Source organism: Campylobacter sputorum subsp. sputorum (assembly GCF_008245005.1).
GTDB lineage: Bacteria > Campylobacterota > Campylobacteria > Campylobacterales > Campylobacteraceae > Campylobacter_F > Campylobacter_F sputorum.
Genome location: NZ_CP043427.1, coordinates 737,740 through 757,087, shown reverse-complemented (window position 1 = coordinate 757,087; position 19,348 = coordinate 737,740). Strand labels below are relative to the sequence as shown.

20 protein-coding genes are annotated in these 19,348 nt (G+C 29.5%); 3 read left to right on the top strand and 17 right to left on the bottom strand.

Annotated elements, in window-relative coordinates:
• Nucleotides 1-32 precede the first annotated feature (32 nt).
• Nucleotides 33-239: a hypothetical protein gene (locus CSPT_RS03810; RefSeq protein ID WP_089182374.1), complete on the bottom strand. Its 207-nt coding sequence runs from the start codon at nucleotides 237-239 to the stop codon at nucleotides 33-35.
• On the opposite strand from CSPT_RS03810, the gene CSPT_RS03805 reads away from it, so the two are divergent.
• Nucleotides 238-954, top strand: coding sequence for a DMT family transporter (locus CSPT_RS03805; RefSeq protein ID WP_255410845.1), 717 nt, complete (start codon nucleotides 238-240; stop codon nucleotides 952-954). The two genes, CSPT_RS03810 and CSPT_RS03805, sit on opposite strands and share 2 nt — an antisense overlap.
• Here the strand turns inward: CSPT_RS03805 and fliP are convergent.
• The gene (gene fliP / locus CSPT_RS03800) at nucleotides 871-1,602 is read right to left on the bottom strand and encodes a flagellar type III secretion system pore protein FliP (protein ID WP_089182372.1); all 732 of its coding nucleotides are present in this window, start codon (nucleotides 1,600-1,602) and stop codon (nucleotides 871-873) included. The genes CSPT_RS03805 and fliP overlap by 84 nt on opposite strands.
• Before the next feature lie 223 nt (nucleotides 1,603-1,825).
• On the opposite strand from fliP, the gene CSPT_RS03795 reads away from it, so the two are divergent.
• Nucleotides 1,826-2,128 carry a hypothetical protein gene (locus CSPT_RS03795; RefSeq protein ID WP_089182371.1) on the top strand — a complete coding sequence of 101 codons (303 nt, stop codon included), beginning with the start codon at nucleotides 1,826-1,828 and terminating at the stop codon, nucleotides 2,126-2,128.
• Here CSPT_RS03795 and CSPT_RS03790 read toward each other — a convergent pair.
• Genes CSPT_RS03790 through yajC form a run of 14 tightly spaced genes read right to left on the bottom strand, consistent with a single transcriptional unit; the run spans nucleotide 2,125 to nucleotide 17,511 of the window.
• The gene (locus CSPT_RS03790) at nucleotides 2,125-2,790 is read right to left on the bottom strand and encodes a 3-methyladenine DNA glycosylase (protein ID WP_089182370.1); all 666 of its coding nucleotides are present in this window, start codon (nucleotides 2,788-2,790) and stop codon (nucleotides 2,125-2,127) included. The genes CSPT_RS03795 and CSPT_RS03790 overlap by 4 nt on opposite strands.
• Nucleotides 2,780-3,586 (bottom strand): TIGR00282 family metallophosphoesterase, encoded by an 807-nt coding sequence (locus CSPT_RS03785; RefSeq protein WP_089182369.1) that lies wholly within the window; start codon nucleotides 3,584-3,586, stop codon nucleotides 2,780-2,782. The genes CSPT_RS03790 and CSPT_RS03785 overlap by 11 nt, the downstream gene beginning before the upstream one ends.
• A 9-nt stretch (nucleotides 3,587-3,595) precedes the next feature.
• Nucleotides 3,596-4,372 carry an ATP-binding protein gene (locus tag CSPT_RS03780; protein ID WP_089182368.1) on the bottom strand — a complete coding sequence of 259 codons (777 nt, stop codon included), beginning with the start codon at nucleotides 4,370-4,372 and terminating at the stop codon, nucleotides 3,596-3,598.
• The gene (gene mfd / locus CSPT_RS03775) at nucleotides 4,369-7,329 is read right to left on the bottom strand and encodes a transcription-repair coupling factor (RefSeq protein ID WP_089182367.1); all 2,961 of its coding nucleotides are present in this window, start codon (nucleotides 7,327-7,329) and stop codon (nucleotides 4,369-4,371) included. The genes CSPT_RS03780 and mfd overlap by 4 nt, the downstream gene beginning before the upstream one ends.
• A gap of 24 nt (nucleotides 7,330-7,353) precedes the next feature.
• On the bottom strand, nucleotides 7,354-7,755 hold the full coding sequence (locus CSPT_RS03770; protein ID WP_089182366.1) for a bactofilin family protein: 402 nt from the start codon (nucleotides 7,753-7,755) through the stop codon (nucleotides 7,354-7,356).
• On the bottom strand, nucleotides 7,704-8,597 hold the full coding sequence (locus CSPT_RS03765; protein WP_235610096.1) for a M23 family metallopeptidase: 894 nt from the start codon (nucleotides 8,595-8,597) through the stop codon (nucleotides 7,704-7,706). The genes CSPT_RS03770 and CSPT_RS03765 overlap by 52 nt, the downstream gene beginning before the upstream one ends.
• The gene (locus CSPT_RS03760; RefSeq protein ID WP_369692103.1) at nucleotides 8,584-9,672 is read right to left on the bottom strand and encodes a folylpolyglutamate synthase family protein; all 1,089 of its coding nucleotides are present in this window, start codon (nucleotides 9,670-9,672) and stop codon (nucleotides 8,584-8,586) included. Before CSPT_RS03760 ends, CSPT_RS03765 begins: the two co-directional genes overlap by 14 nt.
• Nucleotides 9,673-9,721: 49 nt before the next feature.
• Nucleotides 9,722-11,284, bottom strand: coding sequence for a diguanylate cyclase (locus CSPT_RS03755; RefSeq protein ID WP_161492210.1), 1,563 nt, complete (start codon nucleotides 11,282-11,284; stop codon nucleotides 9,722-9,724).
• Nucleotides 11,274-11,807 (bottom strand): LPS assembly lipoprotein LptE, encoded by a 534-nt coding sequence (gene lptE, locus CSPT_RS03750; RefSeq protein WP_089182362.1) that lies wholly within the window; start codon nucleotides 11,805-11,807, stop codon nucleotides 11,274-11,276. The genes CSPT_RS03755 and lptE overlap by 11 nt, the downstream gene beginning before the upstream one ends.
• Nucleotides 11,808-11,816: 9 nt before the next feature.
• Nucleotides 11,817-14,273, bottom strand: a complete 2,457-nt coding sequence (leuS, locus tag CSPT_RS03745; RefSeq protein WP_089182361.1) for a leucine--tRNA ligase — start codon at nucleotides 14,271-14,273, stop codon at nucleotides 11,817-11,819.
• A gap of 8 nt (nucleotides 14,274-14,281) precedes the next feature.
• Nucleotides 14,282-14,620 (bottom strand): DUF6394 family protein, encoded by a 339-nt coding sequence (locus CSPT_RS03740; protein ID WP_089182360.1) that lies wholly within the window; start codon nucleotides 14,618-14,620, stop codon nucleotides 14,282-14,284.
• Between the two features lie 9 nt (nucleotides 14,621-14,629).
• Entirely contained in the window at nucleotides 14,630-15,601 is a 972-nt protein-coding gene (gene secF / locus CSPT_RS03735) for a protein translocase subunit SecF (RefSeq protein WP_089182359.1), read from the bottom strand.
• The gene (gene secD / locus CSPT_RS03730) at nucleotides 15,588-17,252 is read right to left on the bottom strand and encodes a protein translocase subunit SecD (protein WP_089182358.1); all 1,665 of its coding nucleotides are present in this window, start codon (nucleotides 17,250-17,252) and stop codon (nucleotides 15,588-15,590) included. The genes secF and secD overlap by 14 nt, the downstream gene beginning before the upstream one ends.
• Nucleotides 17,245-17,511: a preprotein translocase subunit YajC gene (gene yajC, locus CSPT_RS03725; RefSeq protein ID WP_033915774.1), complete on the bottom strand. Its 267-nt coding sequence runs from the start codon at nucleotides 17,509-17,511 to the stop codon at nucleotides 17,245-17,247. The genes secD and yajC overlap by 8 nt, the downstream gene beginning before the upstream one ends.
• Here yajC and CSPT_RS03720 point away from each other — a divergent pair.
• The gene (locus CSPT_RS03720) at nucleotides 17,487-18,794 is read left to right on the top strand and encodes an apolipoprotein N-acyltransferase (protein WP_089182357.1); all 1,308 of its coding nucleotides are present in this window, start codon (nucleotides 17,487-17,489) and stop codon (nucleotides 18,792-18,794) included. The two genes, yajC and CSPT_RS03720, sit on opposite strands and share 25 nt — an antisense overlap.
• On the opposite strand, the gene CSPT_RS03715 is transcribed toward CSPT_RS03720, so the two are convergent.
• Complete coding sequence (locus CSPT_RS03715) at nucleotides 18,791-19,348, bottom strand: Fe-S-containing hydro-lyase (protein WP_089182356.1); 558 nt, start codon at nucleotides 19,346-19,348, stop codon at nucleotides 18,791-18,793. The genes CSPT_RS03720 and CSPT_RS03715 overlap by 4 nt on opposite strands.

The window sequence follows — 19,348 nt, the reverse complement described above, 5'->3', positions numbered from 1 at the left end:
TATATGAAACTTCATATAAATTATTCATAAATTTAAAGGATTACTTTGAATACTCGCTCAAAAGGTATGTTTTTGGTTATTTTTGGCGTCTTTTTAATGAGTTTTGAATCTCTCATCATAAAGGCGACAAAAAGTGATATTTTTAGTATAACAATGTATTTTGGTTTTTTTCTAGCATTATCATCATTTTTAATATCTTGAAAAAATGGCTTAAATACAGCAAAAAACTCATTTTTCATAGAAAAAACTGCTCTTTTTACGGCTGCATTTTGTATGGCTTTTGCAAATTTTTTCTTTTTTTACTCAGTAAAATATATAGGCATTACTATAACTGTTTTAATTTATGCAACCTGCCCTATTTTAACTGCGATTTTAGAAAGCATAATTTACAAAACAAAAGTCAGAAAAATGCTTTATGCAACATCTTTAATTATAATTTTTGGTCTTTTCATAGCTATAAAAGATAACATTAAATTTGATGAAATGTTAAATATATTTTTTTGTTTAATTGGTTTAATCTGTTTTAGCATAATTTATATCATACTTAGCAATAAAAAACAAGTAGATAGAAGAAGTGTAATAACACTTTGTGGTTTAATGCTGTTTTTCTTCGCGCTTCCTTTTGCAAATATAAAGATAAATTTACAAGATTTTTGTTTGTTATTTTTTATGGGATTTTTTCTAACAAGTATATCAAGGTTAGCTATAGGTTATGGAGCAATGTTTATTTTAGGAGCTGAAGTTACGCTAATATGTGTTTTAGAAAGCATACTAGCTCCGATTTGGGGTCATATAATCCTTGGCGAAATTGTAAATTTAAATATGATTATAGGCGGGGCTATAAGTATTTTCGCAATAATCTTTTATATATCAATGAAAGCTCGCTATAAGATTTCCTATCAGCAAATTCCATCCATCAACCAAAACAAAGATAAGAAGCTTAAAAGGAAGTGAGATCATAGTTGGCGGCAACATCATCATACCCATAGACATAAGCACTGAGCTAACAACCATATCTATAACTAAAAATGGAAGATAAAGCAAAAAGCCTATTTCAAATGCTGTTTTCAGTTCGCTTATAACAAACGCAGATATTGCTATGCTAAAAGGTATGTCATCAACTGTTGCTGGATTTTCTAAATTTCTTATGCGAAAAAACAGGGCTAAATCTTTTTGCCTAGTATTTCTTATCATAAAATCTTTAAAAGGTTTTGAGCCTTTTACAAATGCTTCTTGATATCCAATCTGCTCTGATAAATAAGGCTTTATACCATCATCATAGGCTTGTTTTCCAACAGGCTCCATAATAAAAAATGTTAGTATCATAGCAAGAGAAATTAGTATCGTATTTGGAGGCATTTGCTGTGTTCCCATTGCTTGTCTCATAAAAGAAAAAACAATCACAAGTCTTAAAAAACTTGTCATCATAAAAATAAGACTAGGAGCAAGAGCAAGAAGGGTTAAAACTATTAAAACATTTAAAGATGTTACAAGTTGCTGCGGTGTATCTGGTGCACTAAGGCTTAAATTTACGGTTGGTATAGTAGGCTCAGCACCAATTAAGCTAACAGCAAATATAAAAAATAGTATAACTGCTCTCAAAAAACACCTTTTAAAAATTATTCTATAATTTTAGTTAAAATTGATTAAATTTATAGTTAAATTCTTTGTATTTTTGAATTTAATAGATATAATTATCAAAAAATTATAAAGGATTTGCAATGTCTAGTATAGTTTTTCAAAAGCAGGATTTAGAGTCTTTGTTAAATCATCACATAAACATATTAAAAAGATTTACAAATGAAAATGAATCACAACATTTTCTTTGATATATTTTAAAGCACCAAAAGACTTTAAAAATAGCGATATTTTTAAAAAAAGTTTAAGATCTACAGACGCACTTTTCATAGATGATAATCACTATATCGCTATGCTAATAGGCACTGACTGGAATGGTGCATTAGAGGTTTTAAGCGGAATTCAAAGTTTTTTTGATGATTATAAATACGACAATATAGTCTGCTACCCAGATGATGGAAAAGATGGTGAAACTCTTATGAATAATTTACAAGATATAATTATAGATAATTATGGCATAGCTTTAGATATGCTAAAAATAAAAAGTTAGAAATCTATAAATTTTGCAAGGATTTCATCTGCTTGTTTGCTAAATTTATTTCCCTTTAAGTGCAGTTTACAAAACTCGACTATGGCTCCATGAAATCTAGCATAAATTTCGTTTATGCTAAGATTTTCTCCATAATAATCACATATTATTTGCATATCCATACCCTCTAACCACTCTCTAGCTTCATCGTAACTTTCAAATTCATAATTTAGTTTTGATAATATTTTTTTCGTATAATTATCAACAACCATTATATCACGCTTACAAGCATAACAAAGTATGGCATCACAACTCTCAAAACCTATTCCCTTTTGGGAAATAAGCCATTTTCTACTTACTAAATTTACAAAACTATCAAAATCTCCAAAATCTTTTAATATATTTTTGCAAAGCATATTTAATCTTTTTGATTTTACATTATGAAAACCACTTGGTTTTATAAGTTCACTTAAAAACAAAATATCACAATTTGCTATTTTTTCTAAATTTAATAAATTTGCATTTTTTAAATTTTCTAAAGAATTTTCAACATTATTCCATTTTGTATTTTGTGTTAAAATAGCACCAACTACTACTTCAAATGTTCCGTAATTTGGCCACCAGCAATCATTTACTTTAATGCCAGATTTTAAAATAGCTATAAAAAGTTCATCACTTTGCAAAAATTGCCCTTTGAATTAAAATTTCATCAATGCCATCTATTAATCTAATCTTAAAAGCATCTACAGCTTTGCCATTATCATCTGTATCAAAAACAACCATTTGAAAAGCTCTTTTGGCATTTTTATCTACACTAAAAGAGTGTTTTAAGCCAGTTAAAAAGCTTTTAATGGGTGAACTTGCCTTAAAGCCTATGATATCAAAATAATTTCCACTAAGCCCAACATCTGTTACATAAGCAGTTCCATTGTAAATTTGCAAATCATCAGTCCCAATATGAGTATGGGTTCCAAAAATAGCACTAACTTCGCCATTTAAATAGCACATCATAGCTCTTTTTTCGCTAGTTGCTTCAGCGTGAAAATCAATCAGTATATTTTTGCTTTCACTTTTTGCAATCGCTTCTTTTGCCGATAAAAAAGCGTTATTTGTAATGTTAAGCCCATAATTTCCCATCAAATTAATAACGCATAAATTTTTGTTATCTTTTTTTAAATTTATAATGCCTTTGCCACTAACGCCATCATAATGATTATAAGGGCGAAGTATCGGCATTTCATCCATCAAACCAACTATATCTTTTTGATCAAAACTATGATTTCCACCAGTTATAACATCAACGCCGCTTTTTAAAATCTCAATAGCATTTTTAGAATTTATACCAAATCCACCACTTGCATTTTCGCAGTTTGCTACAACAAAATCAAGTTTATAAGTTTTTTTAACTTCTTTAACATTTGATATAAGAATTTCCCTGCCGGGTCTTCCTATAACATCGCCTATAAAACCAACTCTCATAATCTAAATTTATACTTTACTTTCTAATAAATTTTTATATTCTATAAAAAATTGTTTTGCGGTTCTACCACTTCTAGAACCTTTTAGCATAGCAAAACTTTTTGCATTTTTTATAAGCTCTTCTTCATCATATTTATAACCTAAAAAATAGTGTTTGACTATGTTTATATACTCATCATAACTACCTTGATAAAAACTTATCCAAAGCCCAAAACGATCAGATAAAGATATCTTCTCATCAACACTATCGCCATAATGCAGCTCACCGCTTGTTACATATACATCACTATTGTCGCTTTTTTGCTCACTAACTAAATGTCTGCGATTTGATGTGGCATAGATTATTACATTTTTAGGGGCTTTTTGTATGCTTCCTTCTAAAACAGGCTTTAAAAACTTATAACTATCATCACTATTTTCAAATGAAAAATCATCACAAAATATTATAAATTTATACTTTTCATTACGGATATCATCTATAATATCAACTAAATTTTCAAGATCAGCTTTGTTTAGTTCTATAATTCTAAGATTTTTATCTTTTAGCTTCCAAAATACAGCTTTTACCAAACTTGACTTACCACAACCTCGCTCACCCCAAAGCAATGCGTGATTTGCACCATTGTCATTTATAAAATTTATAGTGTTATTTAAAAGCTTTTCTTTTTGTTCATTTATATTTATTAAATCATCTAAATTTACAACATCTATGTCACAAAGCTTAACGGCCATCAATGCATTTTTGCTTTTTCTATAAACAGCTGCGTATGTTTCATCCCAGTTCATTTACTACTCTCTTTCCTCAAATAAACCAAAACTTCATTTATAATGTCATCATCGTCTTTGCTTTTTGATTTTAGTTTTATACTCTCGCCATTTTGCTTTTTAAGAGTAATGTTTTGCTCATAATTTCCAATATAAACAAAATCTTGCTTTATAGCCATAACTTTTATAGCCATAAGTTCAATAAACTGCAATGTATAAATATCTAATCTACCAAATCTATCTTCTATCTCGCTTTGTATTTCATAAACTTCTTTTACATCGCTACACTTACTAAGCCTTCTGTAAAGTTCTAATCTCAACCTATCTTCACTTATAAAATCACTATTTAAAAATGCATTTATACTAAGTTTTAGCTCTATTTCTTTGTTTTCTTTTGCTAAATTTTGATTTAAAAGTGTGTTAATCTGCGTTTCAAGCATCCTTAAATAAAGCGAATACCCAATAGCTTCTATATGTCCGCTTTGTTCGACACCAACTAAATTTCCACCACCTCTAATCTCTAAATCGTGATATGCTAGCACAGAGCCAGCCCCTAAAAACGAGTTACTTTCAAGAGAAACTAGTCTTTTTACGCTTTGGCTACTCAAAGATAATTTATTTTCAACTAAAAAATAACAAAATCCTTGCTTATCGCTTCTTCCAACTCTTCCTCTAAGTTGATGTAAATCAGCCATACCAAAATTATTTGCATTATTTATAATGATAGTATTTACATTTGGTAAATGAATTCCACTTTCTACGATACTAGTACAAAGTAATACATCATACTCTTTATTTGCAAATTTTATCATTTCTATTTCTGTTGTTTTTGGATCTATTTTTGAATGAAGTATGAGTATTTTTAAATTTGGGATAATGCCAAGAAGTTCTTTTTTTGCACTTTCCATAGTGGCAATGTGGTTGTGTATATAAAATGTCTGTCCGCCACGCCTTAACTCTCTAGCAATGGCTTCTTTTATAATCTTTTCATCCCACTCTTTTACAAGAGTTCTTATATCTAGCCTATTTTGCGGTGGAGTTGTAAGTGTGCTATATGATTTTATGGAGCTTAGTGCCATATTTAAGCTTCTTGGGATAGGAGTTGCACTCATACTTAAAAGATGACAAGATGATGAAATTTCTTTTAATTGTTCTTTTTGTTTTACGCCAAATTTATGCTCTTCATCTATGATAATTAGCCCTAAACTTAAATCCTTTATACTTAAAAGAGCGTGAGTTCCGATACAAACGCAAGGTTTATCTGATTGAAGTTGCTTTTTAATCTCTGCTTTTTCTTTAGCACTTGTAAAACGATCAAATTTAAAAACATCTATATCAAAACCCTTAAAACGCTCTTTAAGAGTTGTGTAATGTTGGGAACTAAGAAGTGTAGTTGGAACAAAAAATAACACACTATATCCGCTTTTTATAGTTTTAAATATAGCATTCATAGCAACTTCTGTTTTTCCAAAACCGACATCGCCACTTATCAATCTATCCATTACTTTGCCACTTGCTAAATCCTTGCTTATATCATCAATTGCTTTTATTTGATCTTTTGTATATTCAAATCCAGCGCTTTGCATAAATTTAATATATTCTAAACTATCACACTCAATTTTAACACCCTTTATAAGCTCTCTTTTAGCAGCAAGTGCGATGATGTTTGAAGCTATGGCAAAAAGTTTTTGCCTAACTTTTTCTTTTATTTTAGCAAAACTTCCCTTTCCAAGTTTGTCTAAAACGGCTATATTTCCGCTTCCTGCGATGTATCTGTCTATTTTATTTAAATGCTCTACTGGAAGCAAAAGCTTATCGTTATTTTGATATATTATCGCAACAAATTCTCTTTTAGCACCCAAAATTTCAACTAACTCAAGACTCTCAAATTTACCTATACCATAATCTTCATGAACGACTAAATCTCCGCTATTTAACTCATCTAAAACAAGACTTGATTTTCTAACTCGTTTTTTCTTTTCAAATTTATTTAGCGATAAAATAATCTCATCTTTGCTTATTAAATTTACAACATAAGGTGAAATTTTTAAATTTACATTTGAAAAACAATCAAGCTCATAAGACTTAAAAATACCATCATTTTTTGATAAAATAGTAATCTTTTTATCTTTATGAAACTCCAAAAATTCTTTGCTTAGTGTAGTGTTTAGATCTTTAAAATTTTTGGCTTCTTTTATAACTGGAAGTTTTTTTAAAAACGACAAATCCGTATCTGTAATGATATCTTGTAAATTTATATCATTAGCAAGTATTACTTTAAATTTATCAAAATAATTCTCAAACCCTTCAATAGCCCAAAAACCAAGCGAATTAAGATCATTTACAAAAGCATCGCTTTGCATTTGAGATATCTTGTTTGTTACATTTTCATACTCATTCTTACTTAAATAAGCTAAAAATGGCGAAATTTCTATACTTTCAAGTTCGATCTTATCACTTTTTTGTGTGCTTGGATTATAATATCTTATGCTTTCTATCTCATCATCATTAAGAAGCACTCTAAAAGGTTTTTCTTTTCCGATACAAAAAATATCGATTATCTCACCCCTAAAACTAACCTCTGCTTCACTTTCTACTATATCAACTATGTTGTAACCAAATCTTAAAATCTCTTCTTTGAAAGAATTTAAATCTATTTTGTCTGCAAAATTCAAATTTATAGTATGAAAATGAGATTTTGATGGTAATTTGTTTAAAAGTGTTCTAATTGGGCTTATTAACAGCTTTTTTGAGCTTGATTTATAAAAACTATTTAAAACAGAAGATATTTCAAAAAGCTCTGCATTAAATGGTCTTAAATCATCTCCAAAACTTGCCCTAAAATCTGGTAATCTATAAGCCTCTATACCACAATAACTCACAACATCGCTAATAACACTTGCCTCTTTATCATCATCGCAAACTATAATATCAAAATCATTTTTTTCAAGACAAAACTCATAAATTTCACTTTGCACTATAAATAAACCTTAAAACTACACTTATTCATCATCTTTTTGTATCAAAATATCAAGTTGTCCGGTATTTTCCTCATCAACTTTTCTAACACTGCTTTTGCCCTCAAAAGTTGCTTTTGACTCTATAACAAATTCTTCTGAAATAACATTTCCATTGATACTTCCACCAGCTAAAATTTGAATACTGCCACAATCAGCATCGCCTAAAAAAATGCCACTAACTATTAATTTTTTAGCCTTCAATGTGCCTTGTATACGACCTTGATTTCCTATCACAACAACGGAGCTTGAAAAAATATCGCCCTCTAATATGCCATCAACATGGAGCATACTTTCAAAATTAAACTCACCTTTAATTTTTGCACCGCTTGAAATTACTGTTGTTTCGGTAGTTGATTCGTTATTGCCTTTATTAAAGATTGCCATGGAACCCTTCCCTCCTTTTTAAATATTTCTTCGAAATTTTTACTATCCCATTTTATGAAATTTGCCGGATCTAAAGGTTTTTGTATAAATCTAACCTCATAATGTAAATGAGGCCCAGTAGAAAGTCCGGTATTCCCACTATAACCTATAAGATCTCCCTTTTTTATAAATTGACCTTGTTTTACCACATCTTTTCTACTCATATGAGCATATCTAGTTTTAAACCCATAATTATGAACAATTACAACCAAATAACCAAAACCATTATTTGCATTATATTCAGCAAGCTCTACTACACCATCAGCAGGTGCATAAATTGGAGTTCCTATATCTGCAGCAAGGTCAATTCCTGGATGAAATTCCTTTCTTTTAAGTATAGGGTGATTTCTCCAACCAAATCTTGCACTAGTTCTTTTATAATCAATAACATCGCCGTTTGGAATTTGAGAAAATATAGCGTTCATTTGATATGTTGTAACCTTTATATCATCTATTCTTTCGCTTAAAGTTACATTATCATCAGAAGTTAGTCCAATTTGCTCTTCCATATCTGCAATCTTATCTTCTATGGCTTTAAAATCTTCGGTTCTTCTATCGAGTTGTTGTTGTATCTTTTCATTTTCTAAGATAAGTTCATGTTTGATTTTAAGCAGTTCATTTCTTTTTTTGGATAAATCTTTTGTTTGATTTGATAAAATACTAATATAAAGAATTCCAAAAATAAAAGAAAAAACCACAAAAGCAATGATATATATAACTATCTTTTTAATGAGTTTATGCATAGTTAAATGTCTTGTGCCATTAGTATCACTTATAGTTATGATAAACCTATCTTTCAAAATAGTTCCTTAAAAAATGTTCTACTAATAAAAAAGATCCAAAAACTAAATACTTTTCATCGTTTTTAACACCATTAAATTTATTCCATTTTATATCAAGCTCATCTAAGCATTGTATTATTTTTTCGCCACCAAGCTCTCTATCACTTGGATAATCCAAAATTTCAACTCTTTTTACTCTACCTTTAAAAAGCTTTAAAACTCCTTTTATATCCTTATCCAAAAAAGAGTTATACACTAAAACTATGTCATTACTTGATATATTTTCTAAAACTTTTTTAGCACAAAGTTCATTATGCCCTACATCTACAATGATATTTTCAGCTACACGCTGCATTCTTCCTTGTAAATCTAAGTTTTTTAAATTTGATAAACTTACATCTATTTTTAGAAATTTTGTAGCACTAAATGCCAATGCTAAATTTGAATACTGAAAATTTGCAAGATTAAATTTATCTATATATTTTTTTATATCATTAAAATCATTTTCATTTAACAAATCTCTTGCAAAAAATAAATTTGAGTTTTTTTGCAATGCTATATCTTTTGCTATTTTTACAGAAACATCATTCATTTCATCATTTAAAATAGCATTTTTTGCCATAGAAATCAGCTTAGTGCGAGAAATTTCCTCTAAATTATTTCCAAGCATTCCAACATGATCAAGCCCAATTGGCGTAAAAAGACAAAGCTGTTTATCAAATACATTTGTAGCGTCATACTCAGCACCCATACCAGCTTCTAAAATGACAAAATCACATTTTTCAAAAAGCGGAAGCGTTAGAAGGGTTGCGTATTCAAAATAACTTATTTTTTCTTTAATTTCATCACTTAAAATATCCCAAAGTCTTTCATGGGCATTTTGTAAATCTTCATCGCTTACTATACTATCATTTATATAAAATCTCTCGTTAAAACTAAAAATATGCGGGGATGTGTAGTGTCCTACGCTTTTATTCGCCAGTCTTAAAAGCTGGGCTAAAAACCTACCTGTGCTTCCTTTGCCATTTGTTCCAACAACATGTATAATCTGCTTATTTATAAATTTATCTTTTATAGCATTAAAAATATTTGGCATAAAAGAATGATCTATTTCTTTATAATATAGTGGCTTTTTGTTTAAAAATTTACTTAGTTTCATTATCTAGCTCAGAGACTACCTTGTTTCTACCGCTATTTTTAGCTTCATATAGAAGTTTATCTGCGGCATCTAAAAGATCTTGCGAATTTTTATGCCCAGATCTGCTTGCTATGCCACAACTTACAGTTATTGTTATTTTTTTATCCTTATAAATAAATTGAAAATTACTAACTATATTTCTTATTTTTTGGGCTACAATATAAGCTTGTTTTAAATCCAAATTTGGAAGCAAAAGAACAAATTCTTCTCCGCCATATCTACCAACAAAATCAACTTCCCTTGTATATTTTTTTAAAATTGAACCAAATGTTGAAAGTATAAGATCTCCTGCATCATGCCCATAAACATCATTTACATTTTTAAATTTATCCAAATCAAAAAAACAAACTGAGTAGTTTATACTATATCTTTTATACATTTCATCAAATTTACTAAGCTCTTGCATCAAACCTCGCCTTGTTGCAACCTTAGTAAGAAAATCTTCATTGCTCTCTTTTTTTGCCTCACTTAGTTTAGCTTCTAGCTCTTCAACTCTTGCTTTAAGAGAATTTATAACTTCTTTATCGCTTGTCATTTGTATCTGAAATTCTTCATTTTCCAAATCAAGCGCATCTGCTATGCTCATAAGTTTTTGCTTGATAATATCAAAATTATCATTTGCTAAATCAATAGAACCCAAATTTTTCTTAATATCTTTCATATTTTTAGATCTATCATTAGACATTTTAGTAGAATTTACAAGTCTTGAGTTTATAGTATCTAAAATATTATTTAAAGCCATTGCCTTATCGCTAATCTCTTCTACATCTAATTCTATGCGTCTTTTTACACAATTTTTAATATTTTTTGAAACTTGCGGTAAAGATAGAGATGATGGGTTTTGTTTTATATTTTTATTTAATATGTTAATTGTTTCATCTTTTTTATTTGAAATAGATGGAACCAAAGAAAGAAGCACAAGTTCTGCAATACTTTTCATATCAACGCTGTTTTGTTTTAAATTTACAATCACACTCTCAATATCATCAACAAATTTTGATATATCATCTGGTTTAGATATACCATGAAATTCTAACTTTTTAAAAAAGCTATCATCATAACTAGCCGCAAAATCTCTCCACTTATCACTAAGTATATTTAAGGTATTTTGATCTGTTTTTCTCTCTAAGGTTGTAATTGTTGCATTTGCTAAATTTCTCGCATCTTTATTGCCAAGTAAGATTATTGATTGTAAAATTTTCTTACAAAATATGCTAAAAGCATTTATTATAACAGCGCACTCTGTAGGCTTTGCCATATTTAATCTAGATATCAAAAACGCAAAAAGCTCATCAACTGTTTTTACATTTAGCCTTTTTACTTCTAAACTATACTGATCGCCAAGCTTTTCTATATATTTTTTTAATTTTTGACAATCTTTTGTTGATACCCCATATCTTGTGGATACTTCGCAAAAAACTTGAGCATAGTTATCTGGCGTTAAAAGTAAATGCTTGCTTTTCATCTCAAGAAGAGATTCTTTTATGATTTCACTTAATTTAGTTGACATTGTTATATGCCCTAATTGCAAGTTTAGAAATATACTCATCAAAAGATTCACTTGATGAGTTTTTAATAGCATTATATCTCTCAGTATCACTTATAATACTATCAGTAAAACGGGTATTTTTAATTTTTCCACTTATTTTGAAATCATATTCACCGCTTGTTGTTATATTAGATACACTCCCATCTTTAAAATAAGTTTTATAATTTAGTGTTAAATTTGCTTTATATGTTGTAACATAGCCGTATTGATCATACATTAAAGGTGAAAATTTTATGGATCTTATAGAGACATAAATTTTTGAATCAGCGTTTTCTTCATTTTCAGCCAAATTTTTATGAAGCCTATTTACAACTCCTTCTCTTACACTATCTTTTATATAAACACTATTTTTTGGATCAATCTTACTAATGATGACATCTACAAATACATTTTCTCCAAGCAAATCAGTGCTTATTTTTGAAATTGGTTGATATCCACAAGAAGTTATAAAAAAACAGATAAAGATAAAAAAAATATGTCTCATATAATTTCCTTATTTTATTACCAAATTTACAAGCTTTTGTTTTACATAAATTTCTTTTATGATGGTTTTTCCTTCTAACCATTTTGAAACTGAGTTTTTTGCGATACTTAAAATTTCATCTTGGGTTGCACTTGTTTTAACTTCTATTTGAGCCCTTATTTTTCCATTTACACTAACACCCAAATTTAAAGTATCTTGCACAAAAACCTCTTCACACATAACAAGTTCTTTAAAGTTCTCTCTTTTAAATAGTTCTTCACTAAGCTCGTTTGAAATATGTGGAATAATTGGCTCTAATAAATTTAATAAAATAAAATAACCTTCAGTTAAAATTTCATCGTTATCTTGTGCGTTTAATGCATTCATAGCTTCCATACAAGCAGCAATTAGTGTATTAAAAGCAAAACTTGAATTATAAACATCATAAGATTTTTTAAGTGCTTCATAAACTTTTAATCTTGCGTATTTTTGCTCTTTTGTTAATTTTGAGTGATCAAATTTAGGTATAGAAGTAGTTTTAATAACATTTTTAGATCTATCTACAAGTCTTGTTATAAATTTATAAGCACCCTCAACAGCACTATCATTCCACTCAAGCTCTTTTACAGGAGGAGCAGCAAAAAGTATAAAAAGTCTAGCAGTATCTGCACCGTATTTCTCGATAATATCATCTGGATCTACAACATTTCCTTTACTTTTACTCATTTTGGCACCATCTTTTAATACCATTCCTTGAGTTAGCAAATTAGCAAAAGGTTCATCATCCTTTAAATACCCCAAATCTCTTAAAGCTTTTTGAAAAAATCTAGCATATAAAAGATGTAAAATCGCATGTTCTATTCCACCAATATACTCATCAACACTCATCCAATAATCTACGCTTTTTTTATCAAAAGCCGCATTTTTCCAAGTCTTTTCATCACTTGCAAAACGCCCAAAATACCAACTACTCTCAAAAAATGTATCAAGAGTGTCTGTTTCTCTTGTGGCTTTTTTGCCACATTTTGGACAAATGCAATTTTTCCAAGTTGGGTGTTTATCAAGAGGATTACCCTCTCCTGTTATTTCTACATCATCGGGCAAGGTAACTGGAAGATTTTCTAAGCTCTCTGGCACTAAACCACAATAATCACAATGTATCATAGGAATAGGTGCACCCCAATATCTTTGGCGGCTCACACCCCAATCTCTTAATTTATAATTTGTAACTTTTTCTCCTATACCCATATCCTCAAATTTAATTATGATAGCATCTTTTGCGAGCTCATTATCCATGCCATTGTATTCATCAGAATTTACAAGCACTCCACCATTTTTTATATCTAAAAACTCTCCATTATATTTATCTTTGCTATCTTTTAAAGCTATGCTTTGAGTTATTTTGAGATTAAATTTAGTAGCAAATTCATAATCTCTTTCATCGTGAGCTGGGACAGCCATAACAGCACCATCTCCATACTCTATTAAAACAAAATTTGCCATCCATACTGGAATTTTCTTTTTTGTAAGCGGATGAATAACATGAAGACCTAAAAACAAACCATCTTTATCACTAGCTTGTCTATCTTTTGGACTTTGATTTAGTATATTTTTAATCTTTTTAACACTATTTTCATCTAAGATATTTTTATCTAAAAGTTTCTTTACAACTTCATGCTCTGGTGCAAGAGCTGTATAGCTCATACCATAAATAGTATCTGGTCTTGTTGTAAAAACACTAAAACCATCAATACCATCAAGGAGTTCTTTACTCTCTTTATCAAACTCAAATTTAAATTTCAAACCATCGCTTTTTCCTATCCAATTTTCTTGCATAGTTATAACTTGATTTGGCCAATGATCTTTTAATTTTTTCAAATCTTCTAAAAGCTCATTAGCATAAGATGTTATCTTTAAATAATACCCTGGCATCTGTTTTTGCACAACTTCATGACCACAACGCCAACATTTACCATCTTCTACCTGTTCATTTGCTAAAACAGTTTGATCATTTTCACACCAATTCACAACTGAACTTTTGCGGTAAATTAATCCTTTTTCATACATTTTAATGAAAAATTCTTGTTCCCATTTTGTATAAAGCGGATCCGAAGTAGCAAGAAGTCTTTTTTTAGAAAAACTAAAACCTAAACTATCTAATTCTTTTATCATATAATCAATATTTTCATAAGTCCAAGCTTTTGGATGAATATTATGTTTAATAGCAGCATTTTCAGCAGGCATTCCAAAGCTATCAAATCCTATTGGGTGCAAAACATTAAAAGATTTTTTTCTATAATACCTTGCTAATGCATCTCCAATTGAGTAGTTTCTAACATGCCCCATATGAATGCGTCCACTTGGATATGGAAACATACTTAAAATATATTTTTTTGGCAGCGTATAATCATCTTTTGGTTCAAATTCATTGTTTTCTCGCCAAATTTTCTGCCATTTTTTCTCAATATTTTTAAAATCGTAAGCCATAATATCTCCTAAAATTCGTCTATGACTTTTTGAGATTCAACCAAAACAAGCATCAACGAAAACACATTTGCTATTGCAGCACCTATAACTAAAGAATAAACTACTGTCATATTTCCACTTACTTGTATAACAGTAAAAGCAGGTATCAAGTGCAAATCTGCAACTAAAGAGCTTGCAAAAAGCTCTGTTGAAAGATCGCTTTTAATACCAGTTTTTAAAAGAGTAGAAATTAAGTTTACGCTAGCAGCAATAAATAGTGCAATCTCATTTTGATCATACAAAAAACCAGCTGTTGTGGTTAATGACATTAGCGAAAAAAATATAAATATTACTCTGCCCCAATTCATAATATCTCCTTATATAGTGCCTTTTTCATATAATGCCCGCATTCTTTCTTTTTCTTTTTTCTTTTTTAGTTTTTGATCTAAAAAATTTCTATAATCAATAACACTAAATTTAAACCACATAAGAGCTTGTGCAGCTACAAAAACAGAGCTTAGTGTTCCGGCTATAACTCCAATTAAAACAACAAAAGAAAATCCATGTATCATATCTCCACCAAAAAGATACAATACAAAAACACTTATAAATGTAGTAAATGATGTAAGAATAGTTCTTGATAAAGTTTTTGAAACAGATTCATTAATAATATAAAATATATCAGTGCTTTTACTTTCTTTTATACCCTCTCTTATTCTATCAAAAACAATAATAGTATCATTAAGAGAATAGCCAATTATAGTTAAAACAGCTGCTAATATATCTAAATTTACATCTATTTCAAAAAAAGATATAACGCCAAGAGTAATAATAACATCATGAAATTCTCCAACTATAGCAGCAAGAGCAAATTTCCACTCAAATCTAAAAGCTAGATATATTAAAATTAAAATAAGTGATATACTTAGAGCCATTATACCGCTTTTTCTTAGCTCATCTCCAACTTTTGGTCCAACTATATCAACTCTTCTTATCTCAAAATTTCCAGTATCTTTTAGTAATTCAGACATAGCTGCAGCTGGATCTTCTCCTATGGAACTACTTGAGCCAGAATATCTTATAGTTATTTCTTCTTTTGAACCAAATTCTGTCACACTAGCACCTTTTAAAGATTCTATAGTATCAAATTTCTCTCTTATTTTAGATATCGGTGCAGGTGAATCATACTTTACTTGTATAAGAGTTCCGCCTGAAAAATCTATACCATAATTAAAACCTTTTGTTGTCATAAAAAATACAGAAGCAATAATGAGTAAAAATGAAATAGCCAAAGAATAGTATCTATATGACATAAAGTCATAAATTTTGCCTTTATCAAATATTTGCATTTTCTACCTTTCTTACTTTATAGCCAAACCATAGTTTTAAATTTCCACTTTTTTCAATTTTATTTACAAAAAACTCAAACATACCATGAGTTCCTAAAATAGCTGTTAGCATAGAAGCTAATATACCTATACTCATAGTAACTGCAAATCCTTTAATAGGTCCGGTTCCATAAGCATAAAGAGCTGCACTTGTTATAAGAGTTGTTAGGTTAGAATCTATAATCGCACTCATAGCATTTTCATAACCTTTTTCTATAGCTAATCGCACACTGGCACCTGCTTGAAACATCTCTCTTATTCTTTCATTTATTATAACATTCGCATCTACTGCCATACCAACTGTTAAGACAATTCCTGCCATACCAGGAAGAGTTAGAGTTGCTCCAAAAAATGACATAGTGGCAATAAGTAGTAAAATATTTGTAATAAGAGCTATATTTGCAAAAATACCAGCTATCATATAATACCATGCCATAAATAATATAACTAATATAGAAGCACCATAAAGAGCTACCATAGCTTTATCTATACTATCTTGACCTAAGCTTGGTCCTATACTTCTTTTTTCAAGAACATGCACAGGAGCAAGAAGAGCACCGCTTCTTAGTGCAATTGCTAAGTCATTTGCCTCTTCAACACTAAATCTTCCGCTTATTTGACCACTACCGCCACCTATTCTTTCATTTATAACAGGAGCTGAATAGACTTTATTATCAAGCACTATGGCAAGTCTATTTCCAACATTAGCACCAGTAAAATCGCCAAATATTCTAGCACCTTCAGAATTTAATGTAAAATTTATTATAGGCATATTATTTCTTTGATCAAAAGCAACTTTTGCATCTATAAGCATAGATCCATCAAGTATAGGAATTTCTTTTATGAGATATTTAAATTGTTCATTTTTAACATCACTTAAAACTATATCGCCATAAGCTCTTGCGTCTTTTTGAGTTATACTTTGAGCTAAATTTTGCCTTTTTTCATCAAGAGCCATAAGCTGTAAGTGAGCCGATTTTGCTATAAGTTCTCTTGCTCTTTCTTCATCTTGGGCTGTTTTTATACCAGGAAGCTCAACAAGAATTTTCTCTTCGCCCTGTTTTGCAACAGTTGGCTCAGCAAGACCAAACATATCAAGTCTATTTCTTATGGTTTCAACAGCTTGATCTATAGCAAATTTAGCAGTTGCAGCTTTTTCTTCTTCGGTTAAATTTATAGTATAATCCTTACTTCCTTTTTTTATATCAAGACCTTTTATACTTTTAAGCATAGTATCTATTTTAACTTGCTCTTGCTCATCTATGATAGAAAAATACAAATTATCTTCATTCATCTTAAATTTATCTACTAAAATTTCTTCTTTTGTCAAATAATAATTTACACTAGAAGCAATAGACTTCATTTTAGAGTTTATTGTCTCGTTTGTATCAACACCAAGAAGCATATATAAACCGCCTTTAAGATCTAACCCAAGATTTATTTTTGGTCCAGTTGTTAAAAAATTTAATATAGAAGAATTTGCTGTTTTATTATCATCTACATAAGAACTTAAAAATGTTGGCATACAAAAAAATAGGCTAAAAATAGTTGCTATAGTAAAAATAATTAGTCTATATGTTATTTTTGACTTAGAACCGCTAGGACTACGCATCTAATTTCTTTGCAACAAAAGCTCTATCAAGTCTAACAATTACATCATCATTAAGTTTAACTTTGATAAAATCATCTTCTGGTTTTACAACTTCACAAACAAATCCACCATTTGTTATGATTTTATCGCCTTTAGATAGCGATTCTATCATGGCTTTATGTGCCTTAGCTTGTTTTTGTTGAGGTCTTATAACCAAAAAATAAAATATCGCAAAAAGCACGATAAGAGGTAACAATGAAGCAAAAAATTCGTTATTCATTTTTTTCCTTTGTAAAATTTTTTTTAAGAACATATTTTAACACTAAAATTATAATAAAAGGCTTTGTTAATGCAATTCTTATATCAAATTTAATATTTTTAGCATATTTTGACAATATTTTTGCAAATTTTATCAGTCCATTTTTATTTATTTTAGGATTTTATCTACTTTTAAAAAGCAAAAAAGAGGTATTTTTTCAAACTGGATTATGGGTTGGGATTTTATGGTTTTATTGGATTAGCTTTAGCTTGATTTATTATGATTTTGGTTTTTTTATACCACTTGAGATATTTGGAATTTCTATAGTTTATGCACTTATATTTTTATTTATAGGATCTTTTTCAAATTTATTTATAAGAGCTATTTTATTATTAATAATCAAATTTATTCACCCACTTGGTTTTGATTGGTTAAATTTTGAAGTTATGCTAGTTGAAGGTATTTTTGATCCAAGTATAAGAGGACTTGGTGTGATTTTGCTAAGCATAATTATATTTATAAAATTTAAAAAGCTTAAATTTATAGCTCCATTTTTACTCATTTTTGGCTTGCAATTTACACAAAATGAGTCTAAATTTCTACCATTTGATATAAAACTCACTCAAACAGATGTAAGTCAAGATATAAAATGGGAAAAAACTCACGCACAAAATATTATAAATGAAAATATAGTTTTGATAGATAAAGCTATGATAGAAAAAAAAGATGTAGTAGTTTTACCAGAAAATGCTTTTCCTTTGTTTTTAAATTTAGAGCCAAATTTGCTAAAACTTCTAAAAGAAAGATCGCATAATATTACAATAATCACTGGGGCTTTAGCATACGAAAATCAAAAATCATACAACTCAACTTATGTTTTTAAAAATGGAGAATTTTCAAGATATGATAAATTTATTTTGGTTCCATTTGGAGAAGAAATACCTCTTCCAAAATTTATCAAAGAGCCTATTAACAAAATTTTTTTTAATGGAGCAATGGATTTTAGCAAAGCAAATAACTATAGTGATTACGATATAAATGGCGTAAAAATACGCAACGCAATATGTTATGAAGCAACAAGAAGCGAAACCTATGAAAAATCCCCAAATTTTATAATAGCAATAAGTAATAATGCTTGGTTTACTCCATCAATTCAACCAATGCTTCAACATTTAATAATAAAATATTATGCAACAAAAAATAACACAACTATATATCATAGTGCAAATGGAAGCAAAAGCGAAATAATCGCACCTAAAAAGCTCTGGATAAATGAGCTTTTAGATGCTTTGAATAATAATTAAATTTGTTTAAATGGTGCTTGACCCTGTTTATAAAAATCATTTCCATCGCAATCAATTGCAACAATAGCTGGAAAATCTACAACTTCAAGCCTTGCAACCGCCTCTGGTCCAAGTTCGGGATAGGCTAAAACTTCATATTTTTTAATACTTTGACTAATTAACGCACCAGTTCCACCAATTGCAACCATATAAACCACGCAATTTTTTTTCATACTCTCAACCACTGCATCACTTCTATAGCCTTTTCCTATCATGCCACTAACGCCTAAATCTAGCATAGTAGGAGTATATTTATCCATTCTACCGCTTGTTGTTGGTCCTGCTGAACCTATCGCATTTCCAGGAATTGCTGGCGTTGGCCCAACATAGTAAATCACTTGATTTTTAAAATCAAGCGGAAGTTTTTCACCCCTTGCCAAAGCTTCTGTTAATGCTTTGTGAGCAGCATCCCTTGCAGCTATAATATAACCGCTTATAAGAACATTATCTCCAGCTTTTAAGGTTTTTACAACATCTTTATCAAAAGGTGCGGTTATTCTTTTTACATCTGACAT